The sequence below is a fragment of the Streptomyces sp. CB03234 genome, assembly GCF_001905885.1.
Classification (GTDB): domain Bacteria; phylum Actinomycetota; class Actinomycetes; order Streptomycetales; family Streptomycetaceae; genus Streptomyces.
On the sequence record NZ_LIYH01000002.1, the window covers coordinates 555,916 to 572,169 of the forward strand.

Annotated in this window: 14 protein-coding genes; 10 read left to right on the forward strand and 4 right to left on the reverse strand. The window is 72.7% G+C overall.

What is annotated here, in order from left to right; all coding sequences use genetic code 11:
• Positions 1 to 103 precede the first annotated feature (103 nt).
• Entirely contained in the window at positions 104 to 583 is a 480-nt protein-coding gene (locus tag AMK26_RS09350) for a hypothetical protein (RefSeq protein WP_079277516.1), read from the forward strand.
• A gap of 590 nt (positions 584 to 1,173) precedes the next feature.
• Here the strand turns inward: AMK26_RS09350 and AMK26_RS36910 are convergent.
• Entirely contained in the window at positions 1,174 to 2,202 is a 1,029-nt protein-coding gene (locus tag AMK26_RS36910) for a DUF3089 domain-containing protein (RefSeq protein WP_158071107.1), read from the reverse strand.
• Between the two features lie 887 nt (positions 2,203 to 3,089).
• Positions 3,090 to 4,028, reverse strand: a complete 939-nt coding sequence (locus tag AMK26_RS09360) for an endonuclease domain-containing protein (protein ID WP_073754042.1) — start codon at positions 4,026 to 4,028, stop codon at positions 3,090 to 3,092.
• Positions 4,029 to 4,187: 159 nt separating this feature from the next.
• Here AMK26_RS09360 and AMK26_RS09365 point away from each other — a divergent pair, with 159 nt between their 5' ends.
• From AMK26_RS09365 to AMK26_RS09380, 4 genes are all read left to right on the forward strand, one after another.
• Positions 4,188 to 6,344, forward strand: a complete 2,157-nt coding sequence (locus AMK26_RS09365; RefSeq protein ID WP_073754043.1) for a Tox-REase-5 domain-containing protein — start codon at positions 4,188 to 4,190, stop codon at positions 6,342 to 6,344.
• A 68-nt stretch (positions 6,345 to 6,412) separates the two neighbouring features.
• Positions 6,413 to 7,105, forward strand: coding sequence for an Imm52 family immunity protein (locus AMK26_RS09370; RefSeq protein WP_073754044.1), 693 nt, complete (start codon positions 6,413 to 6,415; stop codon positions 7,103 to 7,105).
• Complete coding sequence (locus tag AMK26_RS09375; protein ID WP_073754045.1) at positions 7,102 to 7,620, forward strand: hypothetical protein; 519 nt, start codon at positions 7,102 to 7,104, stop codon at positions 7,618 to 7,620. Before AMK26_RS09370 ends, AMK26_RS09375 begins: the two co-directional genes overlap by 4 nt.
• 166 nt (positions 7,621 to 7,786) lie before the next feature.
• Entirely contained in the window at positions 7,787 to 8,902 is a 1,116-nt protein-coding gene (locus tag AMK26_RS09380) for a hypothetical protein (RefSeq protein WP_073754046.1), read from the forward strand.
• On the opposite strand, the gene AMK26_RS09385 is transcribed toward AMK26_RS09380, so the two are convergent.
• Positions 8,874 to 9,248, reverse strand: a complete 375-nt coding sequence (locus AMK26_RS09385; RefSeq protein ID WP_073754047.1) for a DUF192 domain-containing protein — start codon at positions 9,246 to 9,248, stop codon at positions 8,874 to 8,876. The genes AMK26_RS09380 and AMK26_RS09385 overlap by 29 nt on opposite strands.
• An 89-nt stretch (positions 9,249 to 9,337) precedes the next feature.
• On the opposite strand from AMK26_RS09385, the gene AMK26_RS09390 reads away from it, so the two are divergent.
• The 3 genes from AMK26_RS09390 to AMK26_RS09400 are packed head-to-tail and all read left to right on the forward strand — an operon-like array spanning position 9,338 to position 12,229.
• A complete protein-coding gene (locus AMK26_RS09390) occupies positions 9,338 to 10,198 on the forward strand; it encodes a prepilin peptidase (RefSeq protein ID WP_073754048.1) in 861 nt (286 codons plus the stop codon).
• A gap of 53 nt (positions 10,199 to 10,251) precedes the next feature.
• Positions 10,252 to 10,650 (forward strand): cupin domain-containing protein, encoded by a 399-nt coding sequence (locus AMK26_RS09395; protein ID WP_073754049.1) that lies wholly within the window; start codon positions 10,252 to 10,254, stop codon positions 10,648 to 10,650.
• Between the two features lie 31 nt (positions 10,651 to 10,681).
• Positions 10,682 to 12,229 (forward strand): DUF2079 domain-containing protein, encoded by a 1,548-nt coding sequence (locus tag AMK26_RS09400; protein WP_079277518.1) that lies wholly within the window; start codon positions 10,682 to 10,684, stop codon positions 12,227 to 12,229.
• A gap of 360 nt (positions 12,230 to 12,589) precedes the next feature.
• Here AMK26_RS09400 and mgrA read toward each other — a convergent pair whose 3' ends face one another.
• Positions 12,590 to 13,627, reverse strand: a complete 1,038-nt coding sequence (gene mgrA, locus AMK26_RS09405; RefSeq protein ID WP_073754050.1) for an L-glyceraldehyde 3-phosphate reductase — start codon at positions 13,625 to 13,627, stop codon at positions 12,590 to 12,592.
• A 158-nt stretch (positions 13,628 to 13,785) separates the two neighbouring features.
• Here mgrA and AMK26_RS09410 point away from each other — a divergent pair, with 158 nt between their 5' ends.
• Complete coding sequence (locus AMK26_RS09410; protein WP_073754051.1) at positions 13,786 to 14,547, forward strand: isoprenyl transferase; 762 nt, start codon at positions 13,786 to 13,788, stop codon at positions 14,545 to 14,547.
• A gap of 288 nt (positions 14,548 to 14,835) precedes the next feature.
• The gene (locus AMK26_RS09415) at positions 14,836 to 16,158 is read left to right on the forward strand and encodes a PhoH family protein (RefSeq protein ID WP_073754052.1); all 1,323 of its coding nucleotides are present in this window, start codon (positions 14,836 to 14,838) and stop codon (positions 16,156 to 16,158) included.
• Positions 16,159 to 16,254: the final 96 nt, after the last annotated feature.

Here is a 16,254-nt window from a genome sequence, read left to right on the forward strand (position 1 = left end):
GCAAACGTCACGCCCCGTGAGCCACTCGTGCGCACCCATGCGAAGAGAGATCGCCGAACGGGTACCACCCATTCCGCTTCCGCTCCGGACAAGGGAGTCCGTCATGTCGCCGACCCTGCGCACCGCGCTCTGCCCCGTCGTACCGCCTGGCCCCGGTCGTCGGCCGCCCAGCCGGCCGCACCCCGAGGGGCTGGCCTACAGCCTTACCGTGCCGGGGGAACTCCGTAGCGCGGCCGTCGTCCGCAACGCCGTACGGGCAACCCTCCACGCGCACGGGCTGGACCGGTTCCTCCCGCCCGCGCAACTTGCGGCCAGCGAACTCGTGGGTGCCGCCGCGCGCTTGACGCCCGGGGAGGGTGTGTACCTTTCCCTCCGCTACAGGCAGGACGCCCTCCGTCTCGTCGTCTGGGACCAGCATCCGCGTCACCGTGACCCCGTCGCGGAGGCGCTCTGCGCCCGGCGGCGCGACCGGGCGCTCTGGCTGCTGGCGGCGGTGGTGGACGACTGGGGCGGGGAGTGGGGCCTCTGCGAGGCGGCGCCGCCCCATCGCGGCACCAAGTCATGGGTGGTCCTGCCGCGCTGATCACCGTTCCGGGGTGGGCGTGCTGGTCATGGTGGGCGTGTGGGCCGCCCTCTCTCCGAGTGTGGCGGGCTCCGGCGTCCCCTCAAGGGCGCTCCCTTCGGTCGCGTCGCTTCGCGATGGGCTTCGCCCACCCTTGACCGGCCGCCTCCGCCCGCCTTGTCCCACTCGGAGGGCGGCCCGGGGGAACGGGCCCAGGAGGGACGCCCCTTTCCCCGTGCCGTTCATGGCCGGGAGGCGGGTGCTGGAAGGGGCGCGGCAGTGGAATGGGGTGCTCACTCTCGGCTCGGCGGCGGGCCGCCGTCTTCCGGTTGCGGTACAGGACCTCGCTCCTGCCGGTGGTGGGTGCGCGGCAGTGGCATGGGGCTTCCGGGCCCGGCTCGGCGGCTGCGGGTGGGTGAGGGGCTGGGGTTCCGGCAGGTGGCTGGGGTGGTCTGGGGCTGGGCCGGGGTGGAGCCGAGGGGCCCCCTGGAGCCCCTTCCACCACACCCGTACCGGCTGGCAGGGGTTGTGGGCGGTGTGGGACACCTATTGCCGGGAGTCCGGCAGGGCTGAGGTGTCCCACTCCGCCCATGCCCCTGGTGCAGAGGGGGTCATCGACCGGTTTGGTGGCTGTGTGCGTAAGCCCGGGACTGGATCCGGATGAGGTTGACCAGGTCGCCCAGGGCGAGGTTGACGTCGGCCAGGTGCAGGCCCCAGGCGGGGTTCGGCGACGGGGTGAGGGTGCTGCTGCCGGGTGTGGGGGTCGCCATGAGCACGTGCGCACCGCCTGCGCGTACGCACTGCACGGTGTGCCGGTCGGCAGGAACGACCCAGGGGGTGTCGGCGGTGGGCGGGGCCCCGTTGTACATCACCCGCACTGCCTGACCGAGCAGCCCGGGGACGGGGTCGGTGCGCACCAGAGTGCGTGCGGTGCGGGCGTGGTTGTGCTTGAGGGAGGCGGGGTTGGTGCAGGCGGCCTCGTACTCGGGGCCCCACGGCCCGCCGGTGGGGTCGGGCACGGACGGGGAGCGTCCGAAGGCACTGTCCGCCGGCGGGGTGGCGTTGAACGTGGCGAAGCCGACCGCGCAGCCGGTCTGCCGCTCGCTCCGGCAGAGCGGGACGGTGGCGAAGTCCCCGCCTCGGTCGGAGCCCTTGCGCACGAGCACGTTGCCGCCGAGGAGCAGGGCGGACACCAGCCGCGCGCGGGCCTCGGGCTTCGGGTCGATCTCGTTGCGGATCAACTGACGCAGCATGCCGGTCCCCTGGGAATGGCCGACGAGCACGACGCCACGGCCCGGTTCCGCCTGGGCCAGATACTCTTGCCAGGCGCGAGCCACGTCGCCGTAGGCGATGCGGGACGCCTCCCTCAGCTGTTCGGGGGTGTAACCGCCCGGGTTCTGCAGGGCGGTGAGGGTGCGCTGCCGGTACACCGGGGCGTAGACGTCGCAGACCTGGGAGAAGCGGGCGGCCTGGTGCTCGGCGATGGCCCGGACGTGCGGGGTGATCTCGAGGCTGGCGCTCAGCGTCGGTTCCTCGGACACCGTCGGGTAGACGTAGAAGCAGTCGACCGGTTGCCGTGCGGGCATGCCGGGATCGACGACCCGGTCGGGCGCGCCGTGCCGTTGCACGGTGGTCGCCATGCTGCTGCGGCAGGCGTCAGCGGCCCGCTGCCCAGGGTGACAGAGCCAGACCGTGCTCCCACCAGGGCCGCCGTCGCGTGTTGCCTCGGCCGCGACCGGAGCGGCGTGGCCGCCGATGAGCACGAGCCCCGCCAGTAAGCCGGACAGCGCCGTCCGGGCACGTCGGGGGCTGCGCTTGTTCATGACCTTCACGTACCTGCTCCCTCGCTCACATGGGCATGTACATACCAACCGGACGGTACCGCCCCCCGCAGAACCCGGACAGGGCCAACCATGAGTGCTGGGCGCGGGCACAAGCACCCCCGTGCGGATGCACACCGCCGTGGGCGTCATGGGTCCTCTGGGACACCCATACGCCTCCCCGTCTTCAAGGGAGGGTGTCCCACACCGCCCACAACCCCTGCCAGCCGGTACGGGTGTGGCGGAAGGGGCTCCAGGGGGCCCCTCGGCTCCACCCCGGCCCAGCCCCGCACCCACCCCAGCCACCTGCCTGAACCCCAGCCCCTCACCCACCCGCAGCCGCCGAACCCAGCCCGGAAGCCCCATGCCACTGGGGCGCACCCACCACCCACCGAAGCGAGGTCCCGTACCGCAACCCACAGACGGCCGCCAGCCGCTTAGCCAAGCCGCGCCACCCCATTCCACTGCCGCGCCCCCTGCGGCGCCCGTCTCACGGCCACGAACGGCATGGGGAAAGGGGCGTCCCTCCTGGGCCCGTTTCCCCGGGCCGCCCTCCGAGTGGGAAAAGGCGGGCGGAGGCGGCCGGTCAAGGGTGGCCGTAGGCCATCGCGAAGCCGACGCGACCGAAGGGAGCGCCCTTGAGGGGGCGCTGGAGCCCGCCACACTCGGAGAGAGGGCGGCCCACACGCCCACCATGAACGGGGCGTTCAGCCCAGGCGGGTCAGGGCCTGGCGGATGGTGGCGATCACGTAGTCCGGGCGGTGGAGCACGTCCGTTGCCGTGAAGCGCAGAACCTGCCGTACGCCCGGGCACGCCTGGAGGGCGTTCATCCGGTGCACGTCACGGGCGTGGGCCTCTCGGGTGCCGTGGTAGGCGTACCCCTCGATCTCCACGACCAGGCCCTGCTCGCGGAAGAGGAAGTCCGGTTGGATGCGTTGGCCTTCCGGGGTCCAGAACTGCGGCTGCGACTCCGGGTGGAGGCCCGCGTCGTGCATACGCAGCCGGGCGATCGTCTCCGCCGGGGAGCCGGACGCCGGGTCGGCGAGGGCCAGCCACTCCCGGGCCGCCACGCCGCCCTTGCGGGCGGAGGCGAGCTCGGCGTGGAGATCGGCCCGCCCGAGCAGCGGTGGCCGGCGCACCCCGTGCACCACCCGCTTGGCCAGCGCCGAGTCGGCGCAGACCAGGGCGTGGTCGCGCGGGCCCCGTCTCATCAGGTCGCCGACCGTGCGCACCGGGGTGGTGACGCGCAGCCCTCTCCGTACGGTGCAGTCGGCGTCTGTGAGCGTCATTCTGTGCACGCGGCGGGCCGGGCCCCGCCACGAGGAGCCGTCGGCACTGGGATCCGTGAACTCGGCCGGCTCAGGTCCCGGGCCGGAGCGCAGGAGCTCGATGCGGTGCAGTCTCGCGGCGGTACGGTGACTGCAGACGAGGCGTGGCCGGAGCAGTTGTACGGCACGGGCCTCCGTCTCCCAGTCGACGGACCGCCCGGGCGCCGCCCACGCGCCTTCGCGTACGCGGGTCCAGCCGTCGGCGCGCAGCCGCCGGTGCAGGCGGCGCCGGGACCATCCGGCCTCCAGCGCCCGTGCGGTGAGCAGCACTCCGCCCTGGGCGAGCGCGGTCAAGTCCTGCTTGGCGTGTGTCTTCATGCCCTTCCCCCTCCGTTGCAGCGGGCTTACCCGGTGCCGGTGGCCGTCTCTGCCTTCACCGGTCCGATTACGCCCAGATAGGGGAAGGGGCCTGGTGCCGGGGCAGGTTGGGCCCTGGGGCCCAAGACCGGGTGAGGGCGGTCGCCCTAGCGTCGGGGCATGTCTGCAACAGGGGCCGGAGCCGACGGAGTTGTGCCGCAGCGGCGACCGATGCCGCGTGCGCTTCAGGCCGTACTGCTCCTGGTCCGCCTGGTGTTCGCGGTCACGCTGCTCGGTGGGTTCGGCGTGCTGCTGCTGGCCGCGTCGCTGGACGGCGTGGACGGTGAGCTGATCGCTTGGGTGCTGTACGGGGCGCTGCCCGGTACGGCCGGGTTCCTGGTGAGCAGGCGGGTGTGGACGGGCGGGGTGTGGGTACGGCGCGGGCTGCTCGCCGTACAGGGGTGGTTCGTCGTCGGAGCCCTGGGCACGCTGGCGGACGGCAACGAGCGTGGCGTACCGCAGTTGGTGATCCCCGTCGTCGTCATCCTGCTGCTGTGCCGGGGGTCCACGCGCGCGTGGTTCCTGCTGCCGGTTCGGGAGCGTGCGGCGCGCCGGCCGTTCCGCTGGGCCGGGATGGTCAAGTGGCGTACGCAGGGAGGGCAGACGACCACGGAGTACGTGGGGCTCGTTCTGCTCGTCGCGGCGATCGTCGGCGCCCTGGTGCTGTCCGGTGTCGGCGGCCAGGTCGTCGGCGGCCTCCGGGCGGCGGTGTGTGCGGTGGTGGGCGCCGGGTGCGAGGCGAGTGGTGGGGACGGTTCCTCGGACGTCGAGGCCGGTTCTGCGGAACAGGGCGGTGCCGAACAAGACGGGACCGGGCAGGACGAGCCCGCCACGTCCGAGGACGAGCTCGCCACGCACGAAGAGGGGGAGGAGGACGAGGGCGAGAGCTGCACCTCCGGGATCGGCGCCTTCCTCTCCTGTGGCGCCCGCCAGGTCGGCGGGTTCTTCGAGGGCGTCTTCAAGGACGGCCTGTGGGGCGACATCACGGGCACGTTCGACACGATCCTGCACCCCGTCAAGGCCTGGGAGGGCATCAAGGAGTACGGCAAGAGCCTCGGCGAGCAGTGGCTGAAGGACGCCGGAAGCGCCCTCGACAACTGGCGGAAGGGCGACTACCTGGGTGCCGTCCTGGCCCTGGGCAAGGCGTCCCTCGGCACGGGAGTGAAGGTCCTGGACGACGTGTTCGTCGGGGGCGACGTCCGCGACATGTGGAACCGGGGCGACCAGGGCCAGGCCATCGGCGCCGTGCTGTGGAACGTCGGGTCTCTGTTCATCCCCGGCTACGGCGAGGCGAAGCTCGTCGGGAAGCTGGGCAAGCTGGGCAAGTTGGGGAAGCTCGGCGAGGTCGGGGAGCTGGCCCAGAAGGCGTCCGAGGCGGCGGCCAAGGCCCGGAAGGCCGCCGACGCCGGGGACGTGGACGCCGCCGAGGCGGCCGCCCGCGAGGCGCGCCGCCATGCCGACGAGGCGGCCGAGAAGGCGGGCCTCAAGGGCTGCGTGTTCAGCTGGGGCGGCGGCCGTGGCGTCCCGGGCGGCGGCACCGGCCTCCTCGCCTCCGGCCTGCCGCCCGCCGCCGTCCCCGTACGGCTGCTCGCCGAGCCGCCGGCCTGCGGTGAGGGTGACGACCCGGAGAGGACGGAGGCCGCCCGGCAGTCCGACCGGGACGCGGACGCGGCCGAGCAGGCCGTCGAGGACGCCAAGAAGAAGCGGAACGGGCCCAAGGAGTGGCCGCCGCCCACACCCGGCGACAAGAACGACCCGCGCAATTACGAGCCGCCCGAGTGGGCCAAGGACCTCAAGGACCCCGAGCTCGGGGACGCCGACAAGGGCGACGGCGCCTGGCGCAGCCGTAACCGCAATCCGGAGCCGACCTGGTTCAACGAGGCGTGGCTGCGCTACCAGGAGCAGGTCAGTGGCACCGTGCGCGGCAAGGAGTACGTCGTACCGCATCCGGATGCGGGCAGGCGGCCGGTCGAGTACGACGGGTGGGACGCGGACCGGCAGACGTTCCTGGAGGCCAAGCTGGGCTACACCGGGTACCTGGCCAAGCAGGACGGGAAGCCGATCGCGCAGTTGACGGAGTCGGGCAGGGCGAGGTTCCTGGAGGAGGCGCGGGGCCAGGTGGCCGCGTCCGGGGGCCGGGCCATCGAGTGGCACTTCTCGGATCCGATGGTCGCGCGGGCGGCGCGACTGGCGTTCCTCGACGAGGACCTGCCGATCAAGGTGGTCCACACGCCGCAGGAACGGCCGGTCTCCGGCCCGATGAAGCCCGGCGGGTGAAAGCCCGTCCCGGCGACATCCGGTCCCTAGGATGCGGAAGAGGGCAGGCTCGCATAGGAGGACAGACCATGAGGCGCGTCGTACGGGGCTTCTGGGGGCCCAGGCCCGAGTCGGAACAGGAGCTGGCCGTCCGCTGGAGCACGTTCCTCACCCGGCTGTCCGAGATCGAGCCGGCGGTCTTCGGCGCGTGGGAGCCGATCGGGGACGTACGCGACGCCGGTCCTGACGCCCTCGCCGCGTACCTCCGCGAGAGCAACGCGGGTGACGACTGGTCGGACCGCAAGGGGTACGCCATGGCGCTGGCAACGCCCGCCGCGAACCCGGTCAAGGTGACCGTCAGCGGCACCGGGGGAGGGGTGTCCGAGCACCTCGCCATGAGCGTGGTGGTCACGGTCACCGCCCCGGACGCCGGCCGCCCGTCCCTCCCGTACGCAGGTATCCTCCGCGCCCTCGCCGAGGCGTGGGACGTCGACTGGGGCGAGGTGACGGAGACGGAACTCCAGCTCGCCCTGGAGGACGACGGCCGCGAGCCCGGCCAGGCGTGTGTCGGCTGGGTGGGCTACCTGTCCGAGCGGCGCGCCGCGCTGCTTGGGGGCCACGATGTGCCGGGCAAGGCGGAGCCGACCGAGCACGGCGGGCTGCTGCTGGACCTTTCGGGGAGCGACGCGGGTGTGGCCGGCGTCGTCGCCGTCAATAGGGACGTCCGTAGCACCGGTGCCCTGGAGGCGCTGCCCCGCCCCATGGACAGGGCCAAGCTGTGAAGGCCACGGGGACCCCGTTCGACGTCACGGAGGCCGTTGCCGCCGTCGACGGGCTCCTTGCCCTGCCGGTGCCGGTGGGCGGGCCCACCGCGTGGGAGCCGTCCGAGGAGGAGGGCTGGAGCGGCAGCTATGGCGCCGGTTTCCGCTTGAAACTCCTGTGGGAGAGCCGTGCCTACTTCGGCGTTCCGGGCCCGGAGTGGGACGCCGCGCAGGATGAGGCCGGGGAGTATCTCGCCGCCCTGACGAGCGCGCTGGACGAGCGGTGGGGGCCGCACCGGGAGGTGAGCATGCGGGCGTTCGTCACCGGGGAGGCCGACGACGAGTCGGTGCTGCCGCTCTTCGCGGAGCTGCGCGCTTTCGACCTGTACGGCGAGCTGATGGTGTGGGGGCCGGTCGGGGCGCCGCACGGGCCGCGCTGGGTGGCGGTGAGCGTCGGGCAGTGCGACGAGGACGCCCCGCACATGATGGTTGCGGCCGTCAGCGACGTACCGATCGAGGAGCTGCCCGGCGACTGACCCTGGCGCTGACCCCCGACCCCCGACCCCCGACCCCCGCCTCCCGACGCTGACCCCCGGCGCTGACCCCCGACCCCCGACGCCCCCGGCGACTGATCCCCGACGCTGACGGCGGTCGCTGCCTCCGGGGCGCCGGCTGTCAGTGCGGGCCGCGATAATCGGGCGCATGTCCCAGCCAGACGACCGACCAGCCTCCGCCGCGCCCGCCCTCTGGGGTTATGCGGCGGTACGCGCGGTCGGGCTGGCGGTCCTCGCGGTCGCCGCCGCCGTGGCCGGTGAGGACGCCCTGCACCGGCTGAAGGGCCGCTGGGACTCCGTCTGGTACGTGCGGATCGCCGAGCACGGGTACGGTCACGAGGTCACGCTCCCCGACGGCAGCGTCCACTCCGACCTGGCGTTCTTCCCCCTGCTGCCCGCCCTGGAGCGGGGCCTGTCGGAGGTCCTGCGGATCGACGCGGCGACCGCTGGTCTGGTCGTGTCGTGGGCGGCGTCGCTCGCCGCGGCCTGGGGGATCTACGCGGTCGGGGCGCGCGTCGCCGGGCGGCGCGCCGGGGTGGTGCTGGCGGTGCTGTGGGGGGTCTACCCGACGGCGTTCGTGCAGTCGATGGCGTACACGGAGACGCTGTTCACCGCGCTCGCCGCCTGGTCGTTGTACGCGGTGCTGTGCGACCGGTGGATATGGGCGGGCGCGCTGTGCGTGGCCGCGGGCCTGACCCGGCCGTCGGCGGCCGCGCTCGTGGCGGCGCTCGGTGTCACGGCGCTCGCGACCGTCGTCGGGGAGCGCCGGCTGAGCGTGCGGATGGCCGTAGGCGTGCTGCTCGCGCCGCTGGGCTGGCTCGGGTACGTGGTCTTCGTCGCCGTACGGGAGGGGAGCGCGACCGCGTACTTCGAGGTGCAGGCGGCGTGGGGCAACAGCATCGACGGGGGCGTGGCGCTGGTCCGGTTCGTGTGGCGGAACCTGACCGGTCCGGTGCCGCTCGCCGGGGTGGGGCTGTGCGCGGCGCTGGCGCTGGTGGGCTGGGTGGTGTGGCTGTGCGTCAGGCAGCGGCAGCCGCTGCCGGTGCTGGTGTACACCGTCGCGGTCGTCGTCATCTCGCTGGTCGGCGCCGCGTACTTCGGCTCCCGGCCGCGCCTGATGATGCCGGCGTTCTCGCTGCTGCTCCCGGCGGCGGTGGCCCTGGCGCGGCTGCGGGACCGGACGCTGGTCGTGGTGGTGGCGGGGCTGGCCCTGGCGTCGGGGGCCTACGGGGCGTTCACGTTGCTGGGGGCGGGTCCGCCGTGATCGTCAGGCGGGTGCCGGGCCGGACGCCCCACCGTGCGAGCGCCCCGGCCTCGGCCTCCAGGACGTGGCGGGCGCGTGGGCGGGGCAGACCGAGGCGCCCGGGCGGCATGGTGACGAGGTCGACGACCCGCAAGTCCCGGTCCAGGTAGGCCACGTCGATGGTGAACCGCATCCGGAAGGTGTGGACGCTGTTGCAGGGGCTGAGGAGCAGCGCCCCGTCGACACCGTCCCGGCCGAGCAGGCCGCGCCTCCGGGTGGTGTAGGACGCGGCGATCTCGACGGGGACGGAGCCCTCCGGGAGGGTCAACCGGCCGGTTCCGTCGCGCCATTTCCGTGGGCTCCCCATGGGCGACGACCGTAGCGTGGGCCCGCGTGCGGCGGCAGTGGGCCCGTGGGCCCATGACCGGGCGGCCGGCCCGCCCTAGGGTCGGGTGCGTGTACGCCACGCTGATCGCCGTCGCCGTCCTGTGGGGCGCCGCCACCGGCCTGCTCGTGCCGCGCGCCGCGTACCGCCTGTCCGTCGAGCCGGACGAGCCGTGGCGGGACGCCTGCCCCGCCGGGCACCCGTTCACGGGGCCGGCGCGCGGCTGGCTGGGGGCGCCGCGCTGCGGCGTGTGTGTCGCGGTGGCCGTACCGGTGGGTGGTGCGGGCGGGCCGGCGCCCCGCCCGGAAAGCTCTCCGCCCGCCGCCGTCCCTGCCGTCCCCGCCGTACCCGCCGTCCCCACCGAACCCGCCGCCCCTGCCGTACCCCCCGCCACCACCGTCCCCGTCGTCACCGCCCTGGTCTGCGGGGCGCTCGCCGCCGCGACTGGGCCCCGGCCGGAGCTGGTGGTGTGGCTGCTGGCCGCGCCGGTCGCGGTGCTGCTGGCCCTGGTCGACCGGGCCGTGCACCGGTTGCCGGACCGGTTGACGCTGCCGCTCGCCGCCGGGACGGCCGCCCTGCTGGGGGTGGCCGCGCTGCTGCCGGGGAACGCGGGGGCGTGGCCGTCCGCACTCCTCGGCGGGCTCGCGCTGGGCGCCGGCTATGCCGTGCTGTTGCTGGTGAACCCCAGCGGCATGGGCTTCGGTGACGTGAAACTCGCCCTCGCGCTGGGCGTGGTGCTCGGCTGGTACGGCTGGGGCGTGCTGTTCGTGGGCGCCTTCGCGGGGTTCCTGTTCGGGGCGGTGTACGGGTTCGGTCTGGTCGTGCTGCGGCGGGCGAGCCGCAAGAGCGCGATCCCGTTCGGTCCGTTCATGATCGGTGGGGCGCTGGTGGGGGTGCTGCTGGGCGCGTTCGCGGCGGTCCCGGTCGCCTGAACCGGTGGGAAATGCACGGGACACCCGGCGCCGCGCCGGGGCAGTATCGACCCATGGATACGAAGCCGGTCAACCTCACCGAGGCCCTCGCCACCTTCGACGACATCTACAGCCCCCGCGTCGTGGCCCGTATGAACGATTACGACGTGCGGATAGCGCACGCCGCCGGCGACCACGTGTGGCACGTCCACGACGACACGGACGAGTTCTTCCTGGTCCTGGACGGGCAGTTCGACATCGCGCTGCGCGAGGCCGACGGCTCCGAGCGGACGGTCGAGCTGCGGCGCGGTGACACCTTCGTCGTACCGAAGGGCACCGAGCACAAGCCGTCCGCGCCGAACGGGGCGTCGATTCTGATGTTCGAGCCGTCCGGGACCCTGTCCACCGGTGACCGCCATGAGGGGGAGATTCCGGACCACGTCGACAGCACCACAGGCCACGACCTGCGCTGAGGTGCCCGTCCGCGTCCTAGCATGCGGACATATGCGGACTTCCCCTGACAATAGGTCACGACAGGTCACCCAGGTCACCCTCACCCGGGTCCCCAGGGCCGCCGCGACCCGCCTGACCAGGACCAGCCTCCCCGCGGCCCTGCTCCCCTGGGGCTGGGCCGCGGTGCTCTTCGCGCTGTACGCGACCGTCGCCGTACGCCGCCACGTCCTCCTCCGGACCACCGGCTACGACCTCGGCATCTTCGAGCAGGCGGTACGCGCCTACGCCGAACTCCGCGCCCCCGTCGTGCCGTTGCGAGGCGAGGGCTTCAACCTCCTCGGCGACCATTTCCACCCCCTCCTCGCCGTCCTCGCCCCGCTGTACCGGCTCTGGCCGTCCCCGTTGTGCCTGCTCACCGCCCAGTCCGCGCTGCTCGCCCTCGCCGTCGTCCCGCTCGCCCGCTGGGCCGCCCGCGCGCTCGGCCGCCGGCCGGCCCACACCGTCGCCGCCGCGTACGGGCTGAGTTGGGGCATCGCGTCGGCCGCCGCCTTCGATTTCCACGAGGTCGCCCTCGCCGTACCGCTGCTCGCCTGCTGCCTCGAAGCCCTGGCCCACCGGCGCTGGCGCGCGGCCGTCGCGTGGGCCGCACCGATGCTCCTGGTCAAGGAGGACCTGGGGCTCACCGTCGCCGCCGTCGGCGCGTACATCGCCTTCCGAGGCCCCCGGCGACTGGGCCTCGTCACCGCCACCGCCGGGCTCATCGGCTCACTCGTCGAGATCAAGCTGCTCATGCCCGCCTTCCATCCCGCCGGGGGGTACGCGCACGGCGGCAACCTCGCCGAGGGGTACGGCTCGCTGCTCAGCACCCTCGCCCACGCACCGCTCGACGCGCTGCGTCCTGACATCAAGGCCATGACACTGGTCCTGGTCTTCGCCCCGTCCGCGCTGCTCGCGCTGCGCTCGCCGCTGTCGCTGATCGCCGTGCCGACGCTCGCCTGGCGGATGATGTCGGACAACGGCTTCCACTGGGGTACGGCGTTCCACTACAGCGCCGTGCTGATGCCGGTGGTCTTCGCCGGGCTGATCGACGCGCTCACGATGTGGCGCCGCACCGGCCCCCCGGGGGTGCCCGACCACCCGCTCGCCGCCCGCCACCTCCGCGCCTCGCTCGCCACCGTCCTCGCCGTGACGGTGGTGATGCTGCCGTCCTTCCCGCTCGCCCAGCTGCTCCAGCGCGCCACCTGGCGTACGACCGAGCACGTGGAGGCCGCCCGGGCGCTGCTCGCGCGGATCCCCGACGGCGCGACCGTCGCCGCCTCCAACCGCCTGGTCCCGCAGCTCACTTCGCGCTGCACGGTCGTCCTCTTCCCGACGTTCCCGGTGGAGGGGAAGCTGTACCAGTACGACAGGAAACGCCTCCCGCCGCCCACCGCCGAGTGGATCATCCACGACCGGCGGGCCCCGGAGGCCTGGCCGTACAAGACGGGTCACTGGCCCTACCCCGTCGAGCAGCAGGAGGCCGAGCTGGCCGCCGCTCAGAAGCGGTACGGCTACCGGAAGGTCGCCGCGCGGGACGGCATCACCCTGCTGCGCCGGTGAACGCGCTCGGTGACGGCGCTCGGTGGCCGAACTCGGTGGCCGAACTCGGTGACCGAACTCCGGTGTACGCGCTCGGTGACCGCGCTCCCGGAACGCCGCCGTGCCCGGCGAGGGCCGTCAACCCGGCGCCTTTCCGGCGGGGTCCCCCTTGGGGAGGACAGGAACCGGCCGGATCCCGTGCTCGGGGCGGGGTCCCGGATTTTCGGAGCGTGGTTGCGGCCTGTCGTGGCACGCAGCATCACTTACGAAGGGTTATGGTGGAAACCCCCCCTCGGGCCGGTCCGTATCCCCCCCACGGACCGGCCCGTTTTTTCTCCTTCGCGGCCGGAGCGGCCGCAGCTCCGCGCCGCTCAGCTCAGCTCAGCTCCGCGCCGCCCAGATGTTGGTGCCGGCGGTGTCGACCGCGTACGAGTCGATCTCCTTCAGCTCCTCCTCCGTCAGCGGCGCCCCGGCCAGCGCGGCGATGTTCTCCTCCAGCTGCGTCACGCTCGACGCGCCGATCAGCGCCGACGTCATCCGCTCGTCGCGCAGCACCCACGTCAGCGCCAGCTGCGCCAGCGACTGGCCGCGGCGGCGGGCGATCTCGTCGAGGCCGCGCAGTCGCCGTACGACCTCCTCGGACAGCAGGTTCGGGTCCAGGGACTTGCCCTGGGTGGCGCGCGAGCCCTCGGGGATGCCCTGGAGGTACTTGTTGGTGAGCAGGCCCTGGGCGAGCGGCGCGAAGGAGATGCAGCCCATGCCCTGCTCCTCCAGGGTGTCGAGGAGCGCGTCGTCCTCGGTCCAGCGGTTGATCATCGAGTACGACGGCTGGTGGATCAGCGCCGGGACGCCCATCTCCCGCAGCAGCCCGGCGGCCTCGGCGGTCTGCTCGCTGCTGTACGAGGAGACGCCGACGTACAGCGCCTTGCCCTGCTGCACGGCGGAGGCCAGGGCGCCCATCGTCTCCTCGAGCGGGGTGTCCTTGTCGAAGCGGTGCGAGTAGAAGATGTCGACGTAGTCGAGGCCCATCCGCTTCAGCGAGGCATCGAGCGAGGACAGCAGGTACTTGCGGGAGCCCCACTCGCCGTACGGCCCGGGGTGCATGAGGTAGCCCGCTTTGGTGGAAATGACCAGCTCATCCCGGTATGGGGTGAAATCCTGGGCGAAGATCTTGCCGAAGTTCGCCTCGGCGGACCCGGGCGGCGGGCCGTAGTTGTTCGCCAGGTCGAAGTGCGTCACGCCCAGGTCGAAGGCGCGGCGGAGGATCGCGCGCTGCGAGGCGAGCGTGCGGTCGTCGCCGAAGTTGTGCCAGAGGCCGAGCGAGATGGCGGGCAGCTTGAGCCCGCTGCGGCCGGTGCGGCGGTACTCCATGGAGTCGTAACGGTCACCGGCGGGGCGGTATGCGGGGGATTCAGTCACGCCTCTCTCCTTATCACGGACTTGTGACAGACCGGGTTGGGCCGCCGTGACCCCCGCGCAGTAATGTGGCGGCTTCGGGGACAGCCGCGGTGTGGCCGGATGTGATCCCCCTGGGCCGACGCCGTGGCGGGCCCGTACGCAATCGAGAGGTGAGATCGGTGAACTTGCGCGACCTGGTGTACAGGCTCTACGCACGCCGGGTGGAGGGCCGCCTCGACCACGCCCAGGTGCCCAAGCACATCGGCGTCATCCTCGACGGCAACCGCCGCTGGGCGAAGGCGTCCGGCGGCACTCCGGAGCAGGGTCACAAGGCCGGCGCGAGCAAGATCCAGGAGCTGCTCGGCTGGTGTGCCGAGACGGACGTCGAGGTCGTCACCCTCTGGATGCTGTCCACCGACAACCTCAACCGGCCGGAGGAGCAGCTGGTCCCGCTCCTCGGCATCATCGAGAACGCGGTCCGCGACCTGGCCGCCGACGGCCGCTGGCGCGTCCACCACGTGGGCACGCTGGACCTGCTGCCCGCGCGTACGCAGAAGGTGCTGAAGGAGGCCGAGGAGGCCACCCGCGGCCGCACCGGAATACTCGTGAACGTCGCCGTGGGCTACGGCGGCCGGCAGGAGATCGCGGACGCGGTCCGCTCGCTGCTGCTGGAGCACGCCGAGAAGGGCACGAGCTTCGAGGAGCTCGCCGAGATCGTCGACGTCGAGCACATCTCTGAGCACCTGTACACGCGCGGCCAGCCGGACCCGGACCTGGTGATCCGTACCAGCGGCGAACAGCGCCTGTCGGGCTTCATGCTCTGGCAGAGCGCCCACTCGGAGTACTACTTCTGCGAGGTCCACTGGCCGGCCTTCCGCAAGGTCGACTTCCTCCGCGCGCTGCGTGACTACGCGGCCCGCCACCGCCGCTACGGCACCTGACGGAACGTTCCCCGAGAACCTGACGGGGTCCGTCACCACCTGTTCACCGACGCGTCGTCATATGCCATGGCATGGCGCCGCGCGTTCGAGGGAATACCCCTTCCAGTGTGAGCGGCACGCCAGCCCGCTCACCCGGGAGGCCCTTTGCACCAGGACGACCGTGCAGACATGCGCGGACGACGCGGAGGGCCGGAGCTCGGCCCGCGCATCGCGGCCAGAGCCCGGCCCCATCCCCCCGCGACGCCGTCGAAGTCGCACCCGACCTCACCTGAGGGGGTAGGTCCTTCCGTGGTGAACAGCACAAAGCGCCGGCTCAACGACAGGCGCACCTACGTTCTCGACACCAGCGTCCTGCTGGCCGATCCCGGCGCCATGGCCCGCTTCGAGGAGCACGAGGTCGTGCTCCCGATCGTCGTGGTGACGGAACTGGAGGCCAAGAGGCACCACCCGGAGCTCGGGTACTTCGCCCGGCAGGCGCTGCGCCTGCTGGACGACTTCCGGGTCCGGTACGGCCGCCTCGACGCCCCGCTCCCCATCGGGGAGTTCGGCGGGACCCTGCGTGTGGAGCTCAACCACTCGGATCCCGCCGTCCTGCCGGCCGGCTACCGCCTCGGTGACAACGACTCACGGATCCTGGCCGTGGCCCGCAACCTCCAGGCCGAGGGGTACGACGTCACCGTCGTGTCGAAGGACCTGCCGCTCCGTATCAAGGCGTCGTCCGTCGGTCTCCTCGCCGAGGAGTACCGGGCGGAGCTCGCCATCACGGACTCCGGCTGGACCGGAATGTCCGAACTGCCGCTCTCCGCCGAGCAGGTCGACCTGCTGTACGCGGAGGAGAAGCTGTACGTCCCGGAGGCCGCCGACCTGCCCGTGCACACCGGGCTGGTGCTCCAGTCCGAGCGCGGCAAGGCGCTCGGCAGGGTCACCGCCGAGGGGAACGTACGCCTCGTCCGGGGCGACCGGGAGGCGTTCGGCATCCGTGGCCGCAGCGCCGAGCAGCGCATCGCGCTCGATCTGCTGCTGGATCCGGACGTCGGCATCGTCTCGATGGGCGGCCGGGCGGGCACCGGCAAGTCGGCGCTCGCGCTGTGCGCGGGGCTGGAGGCGGTCCTGGAGCGCCGGCAGCACCAGAAGGTGATGGTCTTCCGGCCGCTGTACGCGGTCGGCGGCCAGGAGCTCGGTTATCTGCCCGGCTCCGAGGCCGAGAAGATGAGCCCGTGGGCGCAGGCGGTCTTCGACACGCTCTCGGCGGTGGCGGGGCGCGAGGTCATCGAGGAGGTGCTGGGCCGGGGCATGCTGGAGGTCCTGCCGCTCACGCACATCCGGGGCCGCTCGCTGCACGACGCGTTCGTCATCGTGGACGAGGCCCAGTCCCTCGAACGCAACGTCCTGCTGACCGTGTTGTCCCGTATCGGGGCGAATTCCCGGGTCGTTCTCACGCATGACGTGGCGCAGCGGGACAATCTCCGGGTCGGGCGGTACGACGGAGTCGTCGCCGTGGTCGAGAAACTGAAGGGTCATCCGCTCTTCGCGCACGTCACGCTGACCCGATCGGAGCGGTCGCAGATCGCGGCGCTTGTGACCGAAATGCTGGAGGACGGCCAGATTTAACCTCCCAAATCCGGTATGCAAGGGGCGCCGCCCGGCAAAGCGCGAGAGCTTAGCCGGGCGGCGTCGCGCTGTGCGATGGAATGCGCAAAACTCCTG